Origin of the sequence: Runella sp. MFBS21, assembly GCF_029433105.1 — a bacterium.
GTDB lineage: Bacteria > Bacteroidota > Bacteroidia > Cytophagales > Spirosomataceae > Runella.
This window is the reverse complement of sequence record NZ_JARNTW010000006.1, coordinates 130,989-148,838: the sequence shown is the minus strand read 5'-3', so window position 1 is coordinate 148,838 and position 17,850 is coordinate 130,989. Positions and strand designations below refer to the sequence as shown.

General features: G+C 42.1%; 15 protein-coding genes. 5 read left to right on the top strand and 10 right to left on the bottom strand.

Annotation, left to right across the window (positions count from 1 at the left end; translation table 11 throughout):
• Positions 1-56: 56 nt before the first annotated feature.
• Both atpC and atpD read right to left on the bottom strand, forming a co-directional pair.
• Positions 57-296 (bottom strand): ATP synthase F1 subunit epsilon, encoded by a 240-nt coding sequence (gene atpC, locus P1X15_RS14975; protein ID WP_277338939.1) that lies wholly within the window; start codon positions 294-296, stop codon positions 57-59.
• A 72-nt stretch (positions 297-368) separates the two neighbouring features.
• Complete coding sequence (gene atpD, locus P1X15_RS14970) at positions 369-1,889, bottom strand: F0F1 ATP synthase subunit beta (RefSeq protein ID WP_028663646.1); 1,521 nt, start codon at positions 1,887-1,889, stop codon at positions 369-371.
• Between the two features lie 345 nt (positions 1,890-2,234).
• On the opposite strand from atpD, the gene P1X15_RS14965 reads away from it, so the two are divergent.
• Positions 2,235-3,308 (top strand): endonuclease/exonuclease/phosphatase family protein, encoded by a 1,074-nt coding sequence (locus tag P1X15_RS14965; RefSeq protein WP_277338938.1) that lies wholly within the window; start codon positions 2,235-2,237, stop codon positions 3,306-3,308.
• 2 nt (positions 3,309-3,310) lie between these two features.
• Here P1X15_RS14965 and P1X15_RS14960 read toward each other — a convergent pair whose 3' ends face one another.
• Positions 3,311-4,504 carry a HAMP domain-containing sensor histidine kinase gene (locus tag P1X15_RS14960; protein WP_277338937.1) on the bottom strand — a complete coding sequence of 398 codons (1,194 nt, stop codon included), beginning with the start codon at positions 4,502-4,504 and terminating at the stop codon, positions 3,311-3,313.
• A 487-nt stretch (positions 4,505-4,991) separates the two neighbouring features.
• Here P1X15_RS14960 and hemA point away from each other — a divergent pair, with 487 nt between their 5' ends.
• Positions 4,992-6,263: a glutamyl-tRNA reductase gene (gene hemA, locus P1X15_RS14955; RefSeq protein ID WP_277338936.1), complete on the top strand. Its 1,272-nt coding sequence runs from the start codon at positions 4,992-4,994 to the stop codon at positions 6,261-6,263.
• Positions 6,264-6,270: 7 nt separating this feature from the next.
• Here the strand turns inward: hemA and P1X15_RS14950 are convergent, their stop codons facing one another.
• On the bottom strand, positions 6,271-7,395 hold the full coding sequence (locus tag P1X15_RS14950) for a P1 family peptidase (RefSeq protein WP_277338935.1): 1,125 nt from the start codon (positions 7,393-7,395) through the stop codon (positions 6,271-6,273).
• 233 nt (positions 7,396-7,628) lie between these two features.
• On the opposite strand from P1X15_RS14950, the gene P1X15_RS14945 reads away from it, so the two are divergent.
• Positions 7,629-9,209: a hypothetical protein gene (locus tag P1X15_RS14945; RefSeq protein ID WP_277338934.1), complete on the top strand. Its 1,581-nt coding sequence runs from the start codon at positions 7,629-7,631 to the stop codon at positions 9,207-9,209.
• Between the two features lie 8 nt (positions 9,210-9,217).
• On the opposite strand, the gene P1X15_RS14940 is transcribed toward P1X15_RS14945, so the two are convergent.
• The gene (locus tag P1X15_RS14940; protein ID WP_277338933.1) at positions 9,218-11,233 is read right to left on the bottom strand and encodes a plastocyanin/azurin family copper-binding protein; all 2,016 of its coding nucleotides are present in this window, start codon (positions 11,231-11,233) and stop codon (positions 9,218-9,220) included.
• A gap of 110 nt (positions 11,234-11,343) precedes the next feature.
• The gene (mdh, locus tag P1X15_RS14935; RefSeq protein WP_277338932.1) at positions 11,344-12,273 is read right to left on the bottom strand and encodes a malate dehydrogenase; all 930 of its coding nucleotides are present in this window, start codon (positions 12,271-12,273) and stop codon (positions 11,344-11,346) included.
• Between the two features lie 275 nt (positions 12,274-12,548).
• Here mdh and P1X15_RS14930 point away from each other — a divergent pair, with 275 nt between their 5' ends.
• Complete coding sequence (locus P1X15_RS14930; RefSeq protein WP_277338931.1) at positions 12,549-13,178, top strand: hypothetical protein; 630 nt, start codon at positions 12,549-12,551, stop codon at positions 13,176-13,178.
• Between the two features lie 27 nt (positions 13,179-13,205).
• The gene (locus P1X15_RS14925) at positions 13,206-14,378 is read left to right on the top strand and encodes a glutathionylspermidine synthase family protein (protein ID WP_277338930.1); all 1,173 of its coding nucleotides are present in this window, start codon (positions 13,206-13,208) and stop codon (positions 14,376-14,378) included.
• 2 nt (positions 14,379-14,380) lie between these two features.
• Here P1X15_RS14925 and P1X15_RS14920 read toward each other — a convergent pair whose 3' ends face one another.
• Genes P1X15_RS14920 through P1X15_RS14905 form a run of 4 tightly spaced genes read right to left on the bottom strand, consistent with a single transcriptional unit; the run spans position 14,381 to position 17,840 of the window.
• Positions 14,381-15,064, bottom strand: a complete 684-nt coding sequence (locus tag P1X15_RS14920; protein WP_277338929.1) for an ABC transporter ATP-binding protein — start codon at positions 15,062-15,064, stop codon at positions 14,381-14,383.
• 25 nt (positions 15,065-15,089) lie between these two features.
• Positions 15,090-16,346 carry an ABC transporter permease gene (locus P1X15_RS14915; protein WP_277338928.1) on the bottom strand — a complete coding sequence of 419 codons (1,257 nt, stop codon included), beginning with the start codon at positions 16,344-16,346 and terminating at the stop codon, positions 15,090-15,092.
• A 1-nt stretch (position 16,347) separates the two neighbouring features.
• Positions 16,348-16,698 carry a hypothetical protein gene (locus P1X15_RS14910; protein ID WP_277338927.1) on the bottom strand — a complete coding sequence of 117 codons (351 nt, stop codon included), beginning with the start codon at positions 16,696-16,698 and terminating at the stop codon, positions 16,348-16,350.
• A gap of 14 nt (positions 16,699-16,712) precedes the next feature.
• Entirely contained in the window at positions 16,713-17,840 is a 1,128-nt protein-coding gene (locus P1X15_RS14905) for an efflux RND transporter periplasmic adaptor subunit (RefSeq protein WP_277338926.1), read from the bottom strand.
• Between the last annotated feature and the right edge of the window lie 10 nt (positions 17,841-17,850).

Sequence of the window (17,850 nt, the reverse complement as noted above, 5' to 3'; positions counted from 1 at the left end):
AAAAAAGCGTGGAACTTTTAGAGTCCCACGCTGATATTTTTGGCGCAAAAAAGCACCTATAAAATCGATTCGGCTAGTACAAGCACTTTGTTGTTGAGTACTTCTACTACGCCACCGTCTACCGTAAAAGTTTCTTTATGAGAGCCTTCTACGACGATATTGCCTTTACCAAGGGTACTCACAAGGGGCGCGTGGTTGTTTAATACCTGAAACTGCCCTTCGGTGCCAGGAAACGTTACCGCACTGGCTTCGCCTGAAAAGACTTTTTTATCGGGAGTAATGATTTCTAGTGTCATAGTATATCAATTTGAAAATTTGAAAATTTGAAAATGCTCATTCCCAAATTTTCAAATCAACTCATTTCCAAATTATTTACCCGCCGCTTCTCTCAATAAACGCTCTCCTTTTTCGGCAGCGTCTTGGATAGTACCGACAAGGTTGAAGGCCGCTTCTGGCAAGTGGTCAAAATCTCCATCCATGATTTGGTTGAAGCCTTTGATAGTATCGTTGATATCAACAAGTACCCCTTTCAAGCCGGTAAACGCTTCGGCTACGAAGAATGGTTGTGACAAGAAACGTTGTACACGACGAGCGCGGTTTACGGTAAGCTTATCTTCTTCTGACAATTCTTCCATACCCAAAATAGCAATAATGTCTTGCAATTCTTTGTAACGTTGCAAGATAGCTTTTACCCGTTGAGCACAGTTATAGTGAGCATCACCGAGAGTTTCTGCGGTAAGGATACGGCTAGTTGAATCAAGGGGATCCACCGCAGGATAAATACCCAACTCAGCAATTTTACGACTTAATACCGTAGTGGCATCCAAGTGAGCAAAAGTGGTAGCGGGAGCAGGGTCAGTCAAGTCATCGGCAGGAACGTACACGGCCTGTACCGAAGTGATTGAACCACGCTTGGTAGAAGTAATACGCTCTTGCATAGCACCCATTTCGGTAGCCAATGTAGGCTGATAACCTACCGCTGAAGGCATACGCCCCAAAAGAGCTGATACCTCAGAACCTGCTTGAGTAAAGCGGAAAATATTATCAATAAAGAAAAGAATATCGCGACCTTGGCCTGTGCCGTCGCCATCGCGGAAGTACTCAGCTACTGTCAATCCTGACAAAGCTACGCGAGCACGCGCTCCTGGAGGCTCATTCATCTGACCAAACACGAATGTCGCCTGAGAATTTTTGAGTTCCTCATAATCTACTTTTGAGAGATCCCAGCCACCTTCTTCCATACTATGCTTGAAAGCTTCACCATACTTGATGATACCTGCTTCAATCATTTCACGCATTAAGTCGTTTCCTTCACGAGTACGCTCACCTACCCCTGCAAATACTGAAAGACCGGCATAAGCTTTGGCGATGTTGTTGATAAGCTCTTGAATCAATACCGTTTTTCCTACACCTGCACCACCAAACAAACCAATTTTACCCCCTTTTACGTAAGGGGCTAAAAGGTCAATCACTTTGATACCGGTATAAAGAACTTCGGTAGAAGTGGCTAAGTCTTCAAATTTTGGAGCAGAGCGGTGAATTGATAAGCCGTTTGACTTGTCAACTTGCTTCATACCATCGATAGCGTCACCTACCACGTTGAAGAGGCGACCCTTTATATCTTCCCCGATGGGCATTTTGATGGGGCCTCCAAGGTCGATTACTTCAAGACCTCGTTGGATACCTTCGGTACCTTCCATCGCAATAGTGCGTACGCGATCTTCTCCAAGGTGTTGCTGACATTCTAAGATTACCTTTTGTCCATTAGGCTTGGTTAGTTCCAATGCGTCAAGGATTGCTGGTAGCCGTTTGCCTTCTCCCTCAAAACTCACGTCCACAACTGGGCCAATCACCTGCGTTACTTTGCCTATGTTTGTTGTGTTTGCCATTATTATAAAATAAACGTTATCAGTTATTTGTTATCCGTTAATGGTTATCGTTTCTCGTTGATAATTTTGGAATTATGATTCAACGAAGCCCCGGATAACTATTAACTCATCCATTCAGGCCGCAAAATTAGTTGTTTGTTATATCAAACCCAAATACCCGTTTGTTGTATTTTGGATATTTTTTATAGAAATGCACAAATTTTTAGAAAAATATTGTGCGAAAACGAGTTTTGGGCTATTTGCTCCTTCTTTGATTGAAGTTATTTAATTGCAAATAATTGCTTACAGTTTTTGATAAAGGGTGTTTATTCACTAATGTTGTAGACCTTTCAATCCTGCAATACCTTGAAGCTGTTTTTACAATCGTTGAGTGGATTTATTTTAGTCACCACACTCCTACCTTTTGTCAGAAGCGATTATTGGACGTTTCGCGTGTTTGAGTTTCCTCGTGTGCAAAAACTCCTATTAGCACTTTCTATCATATTGATTTATCCTTTTATGGATTTCCAAAATGACTGGAAAGACTGGGGAACGATAGTAGCGATGCTGGGGGCTAGTATTTATCTTTTTTGGCAGGTTTTTCCTTTTACACCTTTTGCTTCTAAACAGTTACTCAAAACCCGTATCACTAATCCCGACCGTACGCTGAGCTTAGTAATGTGGAATGTATATCAGTACAATCGATCTTGTCAGCCTTTTCTTAAGCTATTTGCCCAAGTGGATTCAGATATTGTGTTGCTTTCAGAAACCGATCAATGGTGGAAGGAGAATTTAGCCCCCTTAGAAAAAAACTATCCTTATTTTGTACATGTCCCTCTCGAAAATACGTACGGGATGTTGCTTTATTCCAAACTCCCTCTGTCCGAAGAGCGAGTCGAATACTTGGTAGAGGAAGGTGTGCCTTCTATTCATTCCAAGCTGCAGTTGAGGTCGGGCGAATTTATCCAGCTTTTTTGTATTCATCCTACGCCTCCTGTTCCTCAAGAAAACCCACGCTCAACAGAGCGAGACAAAGAACTTTTGATAGTGGCAAAAATGGCCAAAGAAAGTAAGCTGCCCGTATTGGTCTGTGGGGATCTCAATGATGTAGCATGGAGCTACACCACCTCTTTGTTCCAAAAAATGAGTGGCTTATTAGATCCTCGGCGTGGGAGGGGCTTTTTTAATACTTTTCATGCCAAAATCCCCTTTCTTCGTTTTCCTCTCGACCATATTTTTTGTTCGATAGATTTCACGCTAATCAAAATCGCCCGTCTCAAAAATAGTGGCTCGGATCACTTTCCAATGTACATTAAACTACAGTATGAGCCGCGAGCAGCGATAATTCATGACGAGCCTAAGCCTACTGAAGAAGATAAAGAGCTAGCTCAAGAAAAACTTGAAAAGGAAACCCGTGAAGAAGGCCCAACTGACGCCTAAACTCACCGTCGTAAAATAATTCTGAAAGTAGTGCCTTTGCCTACTTCTGAGTATTTTACAAAAAGCTTACCGCCATGATACTCTTCTACGATTCTTTTGGCCAAAGTTAGCCCTAATCCCCATCCTCGTTTTTTGGTACTGATGCCAGGTTTGAATACTTTTTGCCAACTTGAACGAGGAATGCCCTTGCCCGTATCACTTATGTCAATTGCAACCTCTTGTTTGTTGAGGGCAAACATTCTGACTTTGATAGCTCCGACCCCCGTCATAGCATCTACGGCGTTTTTACAGATATTTTCAATGACCCATTCAAATAAGTTTCTATTTAAGAACATCGTTTTCTCCGTATCTAGCTCATTTACAAAGGTAAGCTCTACTTTGGTAGAAATGCGTCGTTTGAGATAATCTAAGAATGGACCTACTACTTCGGCTATTTTTTCATATTTCATCGTAGGAGTAGAGCCAATATTAGAAAAACGAGAAGTAATCATCTCAAGACGTTTGATGTCTTTTTCCATTTCAATGGTATATTCATCAGGGTAGCGATCAGGGTCAGTACGAAAAAACTCAATCCACCCCATCAATGAAGCGATAGGCGTACCCAGTTGATGTGCTGTTTCTTTGGCAAGACCTACCCAGACGCGGTTTTGCTCGGCGGTTCGAGAGGCACTAAAAACCAGATAAGCCAAGAAAGCCAAAACCAATAAGCTTAATAGCTGTACATAAGGATAGTAACGCATCTGTACCAACAGCGGAGAGTCACTAAAATAAATGTATTGTTTGGTACCCAACAAATCAACTAATATAGGGGGGTTGTCTTCTTTGATGTCCTCAAAAGCTTCCTTCACACGCACTTGTCGCTGTGCTAAAGGAAGATTACTTGGAAGGTCTAAATTGATGTCGCCAGTGGGTTCTAAGTCTTCGCTCAAAATGATAGTCTGTATCCGGCTTTGTTGAATATTTTCTTTCACAATCTCAAACAAAGAAGTATAGTCTTCGGTAAGATCTGTGTGATTGGCTTGATATTCAATGAGTTGGGCGAATACTGTAAGCTGTCGCTTCTCGCGAGCTTCTAGACTCTCGACAATGTTGTAAGTATAAAAAACAGAGGCAATGCCAATAAGAGCAAGGTTAATTCCAATAAAAATCTGATACAAATTTTTTTGGCTGTAAATATCTATTGTAGGGAGCTTCATGTTTTGGCTAGGCGCAGAATGATGATTTTGGGAGGTATCAATGACAAATTTATGAAGGATACAACGGTTTATCTAAAAAGCTATTTAGGTCTCTCAAAAAAATAGGGGTATTACCTTAACCTAAAAAGCCCTAAAACAAGAGATTTTGGGTGTTTTAGTTGTTTAGATAATTTCTAAATTAATAAAGATAGGGGATAGACACATCTAGTTTTTTGGAAAAAGCGTACATAGATTCAAACGCTGATAGCCTCTGAGATAGTGCATTAATAGTTTTTGAATCAAGATATTGTAGAGGTGCGCACAAATATGACAAAAGTCAGTTTTTGGGGGTGTCTAAAGTCATTATTCCGATTTTTAAAGAAGCCCATCTTGCATTAAATAGATGAGAACTAATTTATACTTGTTCTAAATTACTTTGTAATCGCATTTTAATTCTTTGAAAACGGTTTTTGAAATAACTTTGTAAACTTTTTGTAAGGTAAGTGACATGGAATCTCTACAGTTTAGAAGTGTTGGTATTTCTTATAAAACAGCACCCCTTGAAATTCGCGAGCAAATTGCATTAAATGAAGACGAGGCTAAAGCCTTGATGTTGAAAGTGCAAGAATTTTTTGGTGGTTCTGATATTTTGGTTGTTTCTACCTGTAACCGTACTGAGTTTTATTATAACTCTGTCGAAGACCACAACGTGGCTATTGCTAAGTTGCTTTTGATAGAGAAAGGCCTCATAAATACTGAAGCCTATTTGCCTTATTTTGCTTACTATTCTACTCAGCAAGCAGCTGTACGTCATTTATTTGAAGTAGCTACGGGGTTGCATTCGCAAGTAGTAGGAGATATGCAAATTCCCAACCAAGTCAAGCACGCTTATCAATGGTCAGTAGATTTGGGAATGGCGGGACCCTTTTTGCATCGTCTTTTGCATACTATTTTCTTTGCTAATAAACGAGTGGCTCAAGAGACCTCTTTTAGAGATGGAGCAGCTTCGACTTCTTATGTCGCTGTAGAGCTTATTGAGCAAGTAACGGCCTTGAAAGAAAATCCTTCTATTTTGGTATTGGGAGTGGGCGAAATTGGAACGGATGTATGCCGTAACCTCAAAGAAAAAGAATATACCAATATCACGATAGTCAATCGTACTCTTCAAAAAGCCCAGTCATTAGCTTCCGAGCTTGGTTTTGCGGTTGCGGATTTCGAAAATGTCGAAGAGGAGATAAACAAAGCTGACGTAGTTATTTCGTCGATTGTGAGAGATGAACCCTTTATTACTCAATCCCTTCTCCAATCTGCATCCCGTTATTCTTTCAAATACCTTATTGATTTGTCGGTGCCGAGAAGCATTGCTGCAGATGTAGAGCAGGTGCCCGGAATGATTGTCTACAACATAGATAATATCCAAAATCGGGCCAACGAGGCTTTGAGTCGTCGTTTAGATTCTATACCTCACGTAGAATCAATCATTACACAAGCCTTGGAAGAATTTAGTGATTGGTCGAAAGAAATGGTGGTATCTCCTACCATCCAGAAGCTCAAAAACGCCCTCGAACAAATCCGCCAAGAAGAAATGTCACGTTTTATGAAGGGCTTGTCGGAAGAGGAAGTAGCTAAAGTAGATAAGATTACCTCAAGTATGATGCAAAAAATCATCAAACTTCCAGTACTTCAGCTCAAAGCAGCCTGTAAACGTGGAGAAGCCGAAACCCTCATTGATGTATTAAATGACTTGTTCAACTTGGAAAGTCAGCCTGAGCGTCGCTAAAAACTTCTTATTTCGTTTTTCCGTATTTTTTTAAGATTTGTTTTAATTCTGGAAGCGGAAGCTTCTCAATCGTATGCCCTTGATAGCCACGTGTGGTCTCGGCGGCAGTGAGAGAATTTAAAATAGCTTCTTCGGTCGCTTCTATTACGGCTAAGAAAAGGCCAGAGGTGTCATCATTGTGGATGAGCTGATAGGTTCCAAGTTTACCATTGGAATCGTGCGGAATGGTATAGGCCGTGGAGAATGCAATCACATAATCACCACTGCCATTAGACATAATCCCGCCTGTTTTTCCAAGACCAATCAATGCTCTTTTGGCAAGACGTTTGAGATTACGCGCATCCAGAGGAGCATCGGTAGCTACGACAATCATACAAGAGCCATCGCTCGATTTGTCTAGGGTTTCTTTGAAAGGGTATTTTCCAAGTTCGACGCCTACGGGCGCTCCTGCGATTTCGAGTACTCCTCCAAAGTTTGTTTGTACTAATACTCCTACTGTATAGCCGCCTACTTTGGCGGGGAGTTTGCGAGAAGATGTACCTATTCCGCCTTTCCATCCAAAACAGACAGTGCCTGTACCCGCTCCTACATTTCCTTCTTTGACGGCACCAGCAGAAGCGTTTTCAATGGCTTTAAGTACATCTTTTTGCTGAACATGCCTTCCTCGGATGTCGTTGAGATAGCTATCGTTGGTTTCTCCCACGATTGGATTGACGGATCGAACAGTTTCGTTACCTTTTTGGCGTAGCGTCCACTCTACCAAAGCTCCCGTAGCGACAGGGACACTGAGGGTATTGGTAAGTACGATAGGGGTTTCGATATTTCCTAACTCCGCCACTTGGCTATAGCCGGCCAATTTGCCAAATCCATTGCCTAATTCGATAGCGGCGGGTATTTTTTGCTGAAATATATTACCTTCGTAAGGTATAATGGCTGTTACACCCGTACGTATACTATCACCTATAGATAGGGTGGTGTGACCTACTTTAAGCCCCTTGACATCAGTGATTGCGTTTAAGCTTCCCGTTGGCAGGATTCCTATTTTCACTCCTAGATCACGGAACCTTGTAGACTGTGCAAAAGAACATGAAAATAGAAGGCTCATCGCCCAGATGACTATCAAAGATTTCATCGTTTGTTGAAGTGTTTTTGGGGTCTTTTTTGTTAAATATCAAGTAATTATCAATAGAAGTCTAGTAAAGTATAAATAATTTTGGAGCAATCTTGAAATTGTCCAAATAAACGCCTTGATTTTTCAAGTCTTTCTGAATAAGGTGTAGAAATAAAGCAATTTTTTGAGTGACTCGTGAAATCAAAGCCTTAATTTTGCGTTGTATTAAATCAGATGAGAATTTAGCTGCTATTATGAGATATTCAATTCATTTTTTTGTTCTGGCGTTCGTTGGTTGTATTCATTTGATTTGGGCCCAAGACAATAAAACTAACTTTCAAATAGAAGTACCCAATGAACCTAACTGGAATATAGTTTCGGAAGGAAGCCGTATTGAATTTACCCTTAAAACCGTGGGAGGCAAAGGGGATTCGGTCACTTTTGTAGCCATGCAAGGTTTAGTAGAAGGCATGGAGTTTGATTCGACAGGGTATTTTTCTTGGGTACCCTCCTATGATATGGCTGACCGAACCAACACCCAAAAATCAATTCAGCTGATTTTTGAGGCGCGTAATAATCAAAACGAAACCGCAACTCGGTCGATAGAATTGAAAGTTCTTCATGTCAATCGCCCTCCACGGGTAGAAGAACTCAAGCCGTTTTATGTACAAAACCGTACGCAAAATATTTACCGAATAGACCCCAATGCCCTCAAAGACGATGACAGTGACCCTATCGTGGTGATTCCTGTGACGGAAACTTTGCCCGAAGGAGCTAAACTATCATCGGCAGGAGAGCTTACATGGCAGCCCTCACTTACGCAATTCAATAACCTTAAAAATCAGCCTATATACATCGATTTTTTGGTAGAAGACCAACCTGCTAAATCTCGTGCGAAAGGGCGTATCAAAGTAGAAGCTACGCAAATGGATTTGCCACCTAATATTATACAAATTCCTAAAGGTGAGTATTTCAAACATAAAGAAAATACGACGATTAATCTTAAATTTTTCTTGTCTGACCCCAACGGAGACGATGATATTGCCACTTTTGATTTTGTGACGGATAATCCAGATGTTCCTTCAAGCACTTTGGTAAAAAATACCCCTAACCAGTATGAGTTTATCTGGACGCCAAGCTATGATTTTGTAAAAGACCCTAATGATTCTTTATCTTTCACAATTACTTTTTTTGTGATTGATAAAGAACAGAATCGGGATGAACAAAAAATAAGATTTACTATTCTAAATGCTGTCAATGAGGCTGAAAAAGATCGTCAGATGTACGACTTGTATCGAGCCTCGCTAGTAGAAGCTTGGAATTTGGTAACTCAGTTGAGTGAAAAAGAGCAAGAATTGAAACGCTCCTACCTGAAAGCTAAAAAAGGAAAGAAAAACCGCTCCATGGTAAATGCAGGTTTGGGTGCTACTACGGGGCTATCGCCAGCGGTCATCAAAGCCCCTCAAACAAAATCGATTGTTTCGGCAGTAGGAGGCACTACGATTGTGACGATTGGGGCGTTGGAAGCAGCGGAGGTGATTGGAAAACCTTTACGTGACTTGCTCGACCGTTATAATTATGTGTTGGAGAAAAAAATCGAAATCCAGAATAAAGGAGATGTTTTTGCTCGCGAGTTTGCATTGAAAGCAGCGAGACGTCAAAACGATTTTGCTAAAAAGAGAGATGAGTTTCGGGCTGCTCTTGCGATCAAAGGGCTTGTTACACTTGACTTAGACGCCGGTTGGGAGAATAAAAAAGAAGCGACCGATAAAGCTATCGGCCGCACCTTCAAAGATTTTACTCCATTAGAAGTGAGTAATCGTACTCGGCAGTAAAAGAGGCACTATTTAGTGACTTTCAGTTTCCCTTGCATAAGCGTATGGTGACCAGGGAATGTGCATAAAAATGTATATTCTCCGGGTTCTTTTGGAGCTACAAAGTAAATAGCCTCGCTAGTCTCGGGCTGTAAGATATTGGTATGAAAGAGTACGTTAGCCGATTTGGGAACATACTGCATATCCGAACCTTTTAGACCTAGCTTAATGGCAGCATCTCCAACAGGGTTGGCTGTGCCGGGTTTTACAATCACGCAATTGTGGAGCATATCGTCGTTATTGTTAAAAATCCATTTGATACGGCTTCCTGCTTTTACTTGTACATCACTGATGTCAAATTTAAGACCCGGTTTAGTACCAACAATGATAGTTTGGTCAGGGCCATTTGTCCAGTCTGCGGGTTGTTCGGTGTTACGTTTAGCACTTGCGGGTCCTTTGTTAGTAGAAGAAGTAGCAGCAGGCATGGTATGAGTGCTGTGGTCAGTAATGACAGTTGCGGCCTTTGGCTGAGCAGCATTCCACTGGGAGCTAGGTATTTTTTGACCGTCTGCAATTTCGTTTAATGTATAATAACCTACGTTGTGTAAAAGAGGCAACCCCGCCGCAGAACGAACACCTTCAGCTTTGATTTCATGAATATATCCTAGCTTTAGGCTGTCTAGCACGATGCGAGCTTTTAGACCATTGTCAGACACGGCAATATGACGAATCACTCGCTCCGACGCATTGATGATAGGGCTACCATACGTACGGTGGTATTTGTAAGTGAAGGTGTTGAATTGATAAGAATCTACATTTTGAGCAGTTGCTTTGTCAACAGGCATTGTAAACTCTACTTCAAAGCCATCAGGCATGGACCGAACCGCCTTCATCTCGAAAGGAGTTTTGCCAGTCCATACGAGACGTTGTAACCCAAAATCGTCTTTTCCAGTGGCTGACCAGCCTCTACTTGTTTGCCCTACAAACATAGAGCCGTCGAGTCCCCATACCATTCGTAAAATCCCTGATTGGAAACCTTCACGGAAAGGGAAACAGATACCTTGCCATTTGCCGTTTACTTTTTCAAGCATTACGCGCATGATTTTGCTGTGGCCTTGGTCTCCTACAAAAAGCTGCCCCTCAAAAGGTCCAAATGCTCCTTTGGTAATATCCTCGCGAATATCCGAGGTAGAAATACCCATCAATGTATGAGGAAACCATACGGCTGGGGGTTTTAAGCCAGGTACTCTTTTGGCAACTTCATAAAGAGGCTCGCCCGTGTTGGGAATGTCTTGTTCTTTCAATTTGACGGGCGATTCGGGCTCTTGGCTCCAGCGGAGGCCAGCAGGATTTCCCGCAAAATCGCCAGGCTCAAGGTGAGTCATTCGGCCCGACCCGACCCAGTCCCCTTGGTTTTCGGTATAAAATATATCTCCTGACTGCAACGCCGCATAGCCTGCTGGTGAACGTAGGCCGGTGGCAATGGGAGTCATGTTTCCTTTATCATCAAATTTTAAAAGCCAACCTCTCCATTTTGCTAAACTTGCTCCGCGACCAATCCAATCAAGGTTGAGGGTCACCAACAAATCACCGTTAGGAGCTAACACGGGCCCATAAGAATACTCATGATAATTGCCCGAAAGAGGCCATTTGTAAAAAGACTCATAGACATCAGCGGTGCCATCATTGTCAGAATCGATAAGGTGGGTGATTTCACCCCGCTGTGAAACCAAAAAAGAGCCATCAGGGCGATACAAAAGTCCAAGAGGCTCATGTAAGCCGTGGGCAAAGCGTTTGTAAGTGGGTTGGCCTGAGCCTTTGAGGTAGGGGTTGTTGATCATCCATACTTCGCCTCTTCGAGTTGAAGCGGCCACGCGGCCATCAGGCAATACGGCTACACCACCGATTTCGAGTTGAATATTTTCGGGAACAGGAAGCGTAACAATACGATAATAATCGTCTTCGGTCATGGGGCGGTTTTGAGCCTGGGTCCAAAGCGAAGATGTTACTAATCCAACTAAACAATTTATTAATACTTTTTTCATGAAAAGTAAGCCTTATTTTTTAATAATAAAGATAATAAACACTGGCTTTTACCCAAAATAAAAGCGAGGTACTTAGGGCACCCCGCTTTTTTAATACATTTATCAAAGAATTACATCGTTGACAGTACATTGTTCATATTACGAACGGCATCTGCTGATTTAGCGAATGATGCTTTTTCAGATTCGCTTAAGCGAAGGCTAACGATTTTTTCCCAGCCACCTGCACCAATTACAACGGGTACACCCATACAAATATCTTTTTGACCATACTCGCCATTAAGATATACCGAACATGGGAAAATGCGTTTTTGGTCACGAACGATGCTTTCTACCAAAGTAGCAACAGCAGCACCTGGCGCATACCATGCCGAAGTACCAATCAATTTGGTCAAAGTAGCCCCACCTACCATGGTATCGGCAGCTACTTGCTGTAGTTGCTCTTCTGACAAGAAGCGGCTTACAGGAATACCATTGTAAGTAGCCAAACGAGTCAAAGGAATCATGGTAGTATCTCCGTGGCCTCCAATTACCATTCCATGAAGGTCGTTTGGCGATACATTCATAGCCAACGAAAGGTATGTTTTGAAACGTGCACTATCTAAGATACCGCCCATTCCAATAATACGTTTTTTGGGCAATCCCAATTCTTTGAATGCCAAATAAGTCATAGTATCCATTGGGTTAGATACGATGATGATGATGGCTTTAGGAGAATATTTTAAGATGTTTTCGGCAACTCCCTTTACAATACCTGCGTTGATACCGATCAGTTCTTCACGAGTCATGCCCGGTTTACGAGGAATTCCTGAAGTGATAACTACCACTTCCGAACCTTTTGTTTTTTCGTAGTCATTTGTCGAACCAGTGATTTTAGTATCAAACCCGTTCAAAGTAGCTGTTTGAAACATGTCAAGCGCTTTACCTTCTGACAAGCCTTCTTTGATGTCGAGCAATACTACTTCCTGGGCCAACTGACGGCGGGCGATGTTGTCGGCGCAGGTTGCGCCTACTGCACCTGCTCCTACTACAGTAATTTTCATTGGGATTATGAATTTATTGGTGAATTAACGGTTTTTTAAAACTGGGCGTAAATATAGGGTGAAAACCATTTAAAGCTACTCTTAAAGGTAGATTTAATGCTAAAAACATATAGTCTGATGCCGTTCATCCAGTTTTTACAAGACACCCTTTCTTGAAAAAAGCTACTCATCCTATTTTGATTGCAGACCTTTAAATCACTACCGTATCTTTGTTGCACCTTTTTTAGCCATGAAACATTAACTTTATCGTTGATTATCACCCAACCTTTACAAACATGACACCTATTCGGAAAGGGACAGTCGTGAAGACTGTCAAAGATATTACAATTGGAGCTGCTCTGACGGTGGCACTGCTGCAAGGAAGTATGGCGCTTCAGAGCTGCGGTGATTCTTCGCGTGATGAATATCAGCAGGAAAGACCTTATAAGGGTAGACCCGTAAAAACATACATCACCGAGATAAAACCCGGGGAGTTTAAAATTACGGACGAAGTAGCTGTCAGCAAAGAATCCGAAGCAGGGGCGATTGTGCGTTATTTTGACGGAAGGCGTGATACTCTTACAGTAGCCGAAGCGCGTGGATTGGTGAGGTCTGATTCTACTACGCGCGATTATTATAGCAACCCCAATCATTATCATTCACATTATCATCATAGAAGCTCTCTTTCCAACGCGCTTTTGTGGGGGGGGATGGGGTATATGCTGGGCCGAAACAATTCTTCCCAATACTATAACGAAAGCCGCGAGCGACAGTATAGTTCGGGAGTATATGCTAATTCTTCGACATATCAGCGCTCAGCGGGGATTCATGATAGTTATCATAGCTACCGAAAAAGCTCCGCTTCGCGCCCTAGTAGTGGAAGAAGTGGCTTTTTTAGCCGTAGTGGACGCAGTTTTGGTGGTTAAAATTAATTAATTTAAGAAATTCAGTTCATGATAAACACTCGATATTTGAATCAAAACCCTGAAGCGCAGTTGCGAAATGTAGGCTGGGATTGGATGTTAGGGGCTGATACGTTGCCTTACCTTACCAACGAAGTAGTAGCCATTAAATCATATGAAGCAGAGGCGTATTTCAATGCTGCCAACGAATTATATGAGATTTATACTGAAGCTGCCCAACATGCCATAGACCGTAACTTATGGAAAGAAATGGGTATTCCCGAAAACCTCATTGAGCTTATCAAAATAACGTGGGAAGACGACCGTCATTGGCATATTTATGGGCGTTTTGATTTGGCAGGAGGGGTAAAACGTGAGCCAATTAAGCTCATTGAATTTAATGCTGATACCGCTACCTGTATTCCCGAAACGGCGGTAGTGCAGTGGGCACACCTTAAGGCCAACCAAATGGACGAAAGCCAGCAGTTCAATAATGTTTATGAAGCCTTGAAAGAGCAATTTGCTGAGCTTCGTCGTCGTAATATGCATCTTGCACCTACTTTGCTTTTTTCGACCATGCGCGATGCTCCCGAAGACGATACCAATGTGGCGGTGCTGGGAGAGGCGGCTCGTGAGGCAGGTTTTGATGTGGAGTTTAGCTATATGGATGAAGTTGAATTTTCACCTAATGAGGGTATTTTCAAACAAAATCCTCACAATGGAAAGTTCGAACAATTTGACTTTTGGTTTAAGCTCGTGCCTTGGGAATATATCGGCTATGACGAACCCGACTTGGCTGAGATTTTGACACAAATCGTTAAGAATGGAAAAGCGGTGATTATCAATCCGGCCTATACCTTGTTGTTTCAATCTAAATATATCTTAAAGTTGCTGTGGGATTTGTATCCTAACCATCCACTTTTACTGCCTACGATGAGCCAACCTTTGACTAATAAAGTAAGTGTAGAAAAAGTGCTTTTTGGTCGTGAAGGTGCTAATGTTCGTATTTTAGAAAGCAACGGAGCAGTGGTATCGGCAGCAGATGGTGATTACGGAGATTATGAAAAAATCTATCAGGAATACGTCGAATTTACACGAGATTCTCTAGGACAGCGCTACCAAGCGGGGGTGTTTTGGGCGGGAGAGGCTTGTGGTTTGGGCTACCGTAGAGGTGGCAAAATCATTGACAATACAGCCCAATTTGTAGGCCACATAGTGGAGTAATGTTATCCTCCACTTATGATCTTCCCGTCTGACATTTCGATGATTCTGTCGCCGCCTTTGGCAAAGTCGGGGTCGTGAGTGACGGTGATGATGGTTTGGCCATTTTCATGAGAAATCTTACGGAAAATATCAAAAACCAAATTAGAATTGGCTTTATCAAGATTTCCGGTAGGTTCATCGCCCATGATGATGGTGGGATCGTTGATAAGAGCGCGAGCGATGGCTACGCGTTGTTGCTGACCGCCTGAGAGTTTAGAAGACTGTTTGCGGGCATGTGCTTCCATATTGACTAGTTTGAGCTTTTCGTAGGCTCTTTCTTCTATTTCTTTGGTGGTGTATTTTCCAAGTTTTTGGGCGGGTAGCATTACGTTTTGTAATACCGTAAACTCTGGTAAAAGAAAGTGAAATTGGAAAACAAACCCTAAATGCTCGTTTCGAAAATCAGCCAAACGGTCTTGACTAAGACCCGTAAGTCGGCTGCCGTTTACCTCCAAAACACCTTCGTAATCGGTGTCCATTGTAGATAAGATATAGAGTAAGGTAGATTTGCCACAACCTGACTTGCCGATGATGGATAAAAATTCTCCTTTTTTTACTTCAAAGTTTATATTCTGCAAAACCTGAAACTTTTCGGGTTCGTAGAAATACTTGTTGATGTGGCTGGCTTGAAGAACAGTACTAGTCATGTTGGTAAAGATAAAATGCGAAAACTTAACCTCTTAAGATAGCAACGGGGTCAATTTTAGAAGCTTTCCGTGAAGGAAAATAACCCGCCAAAATGGTAGTAATCAATCCAAACACTAATCCCATGATGTAGTATTCGGCCCTAAAAATCACTGGAAAGGTTTTGAGGCTAATCATATCGCCGGTGTCAAAAGGAGTAATTGATAGCAGTAAACTAATACCAAAACCGATACCTAGCCCTAATAAACCACCCGCTAACCCAATGATAATAGCTTGTAGTAAAAATACAGCAACGACGTCTTTGCTCCCAAATCCCGTAGCTTTCAGAATGGCAATGTCTTTGAGTTTGTTGATGACATTCATGTTCATGATGTTATAAATGCCAAATCCAGCTACTACTAGCAGCGTCATGGATACCACAAAGGTCATGACATTTCGAATCTTTTCCCCAGCCAAGATAGCTTGATTGGCGGTTGACCAGTCTTCTGCATAAGTGTTGAATTGTTTACTGAGCTTTTTGCCAAAACTAATGGCTTGGAGAGGGTCATTCATTTTGATGTGAATATCGGTGATATAGCTTGCGTCTTTTCCCAAAATTTCTTGAACAGTGCTGATGCTGGTATAGCAGCGGATGTTGTCGATAGTACCTATCCCAAACCCAAATGTACCTACTACTCTCAAAGTGATATTGCCACCCAGCGGAGTAGTGACACTGACTTTGTCGCCTAGCCTTACATTGAGTTTACGAGCCAGAGTAGCACCCAATACGATACCGTTGGGGTTGGCCAAAAGCGACTTGAAACTGCCCGTTTTGATGCGACTGTCTAGGTCATAGAGGCGATTTTCGCGAGGGTAATCAATACCCGCTATTACTCCCGAAATCTGAATGGGACCGTTGTTGAAAAAAGCTTGCGAACTTACCTCGGGAGATACTCCCAGTACACCCGGCATTTGTTCTATCATGCTTACCATTTGTAGGCCATTTTTGATACGAGCCAGTTGTTGTTTAGGTTTTTGATGGTATACAATATTGATGGTGCCTTGTTGTTTGAAAGTATCATCCAAAATACTAGGACGTTGGGTGTTTACCTCGTTGTATATCCTGACGTGAGGGCTTGCATCCAATGCCGAATCTTCCAAAAATTGGTTGACACCTTGCATGAAACTTATCATTACGATAAACATCGCTATCCCGAACGTCACCCCCAGCATGGCCACGAGGGTTTGGCGTTTTTTGGCTAAAAGATGAGTTTGCGCGATTTGAAATGATAGATTCAGGTTCATTTTAATTCATGTTTATATTTTGGCACAAAGCATCTTCTCTTACAGGCGCATAGAGATGATTTTTAGTGTATTCAATCAATGCTTGGTATTCATGATAAGAAATAATGCCTTTTAAGTTTGTCAATGACATATTTTCTAATGTGGGATGAATGCGCTTGGGCAAATCGGGCCGCCCTAAACCTGCTTTGACGACGGCGGTATGTAAAAAATGATTCAGAATATGCGACGCCCAGCCTACCGACAAATGAGGCTGCTTGACGATAATTTCCAAAACGGCTTTCTTGTGCCAATTTTCAAACTCTTGCTGAGTGATAGGTCGATCGCCTTCAAAAATCTGTGCATAGTTGGGCATGGCTGTAAGGGGGATTATTCTTTGACCAAAACACTTTTTTCATTGAGGCCGGCTTTGACTTCTATCAAGTCAAAGTTTTCGGCACCTTTCACAATTTTTATTTTCTTTTTCTCTTTGGCTTCCACCACCCATACACTATCCATACCTATCAAATATTCTTTGGGAATGGTGAGGGCTTTGGAGTTTTGGGAAATAATGATGTTGGCTTCGACCGTTAGACCGTAATAAGCGGCGGGGCTTTCTCCTACAAACTCAGCATCTACGCGGAAAGATTGGTCTATTTTATTGAGTTTGGGATAAATCTTAGTCACTTTGGCTTTAAAGACTTTGTCGCCATAAGCATCCATTTTAATCAATACTTCTTGGTCTACTTTGAGTTTAGAAAAATCGGTTTCGTCAACGGCCAATTGCAAATACACATCATGGGGGTTTCCCAACAATGCCACTGCTTCTCCACGGCGTACTAGCTCCCCTACCTTTTTATAAATTTCATAAACTCGGGCTGCTTCAATGCTTTTGATTCGATAATTGTCGCCTTCGCGTGTGTTGACTCGAAAATTGGAACGAGAGTTTTGTAAATCTACATACAGCTGATTTTTGGTACGGGCGAGGGCTTTTTGTCGGGCAGCTACGTCATTTTTGGAAGTAGTATAGGTCAACTCTGCCCTCTCAAATTCAGCCTTAGACGTCGCATTTTGGGCAAGCAAATCTTTGAATCGGGCGTAGTTGATAGAGTCGTTTTGGAGTTTGGTGCGGGCATTACGTAAGGCTACTTCTAGTTCGGCCAAAATCGGCGAATTGTCGGCATAATTAGCTTCGGCTTGGCGATAAATATTGGCGGCTGCTTCCGAACGAGCATCTTGTGAGAGACTCTCTAAACCAAACATAAGTTGATTGCGACTCACTACGTCGCCTTCATTGACCAACTGCTGTTGGAGATAGCCGTCGGCGTTGGCTACTACTTTATATTCGTTTTTTGGAAAAACGTTGCCAGAGGCATATACAGCTTCGGTGAGGTTTTTGTAAACGGGCGAGGTCGTTTCGTCTTTAGACTTACAACTATTGCCCAAATAAATCAAAAGTCCTCCAATGGCCGTAGCTACATAAACTTTATGGAAATAATAAAAGGCTATTTTTTTCATTTGTATATCT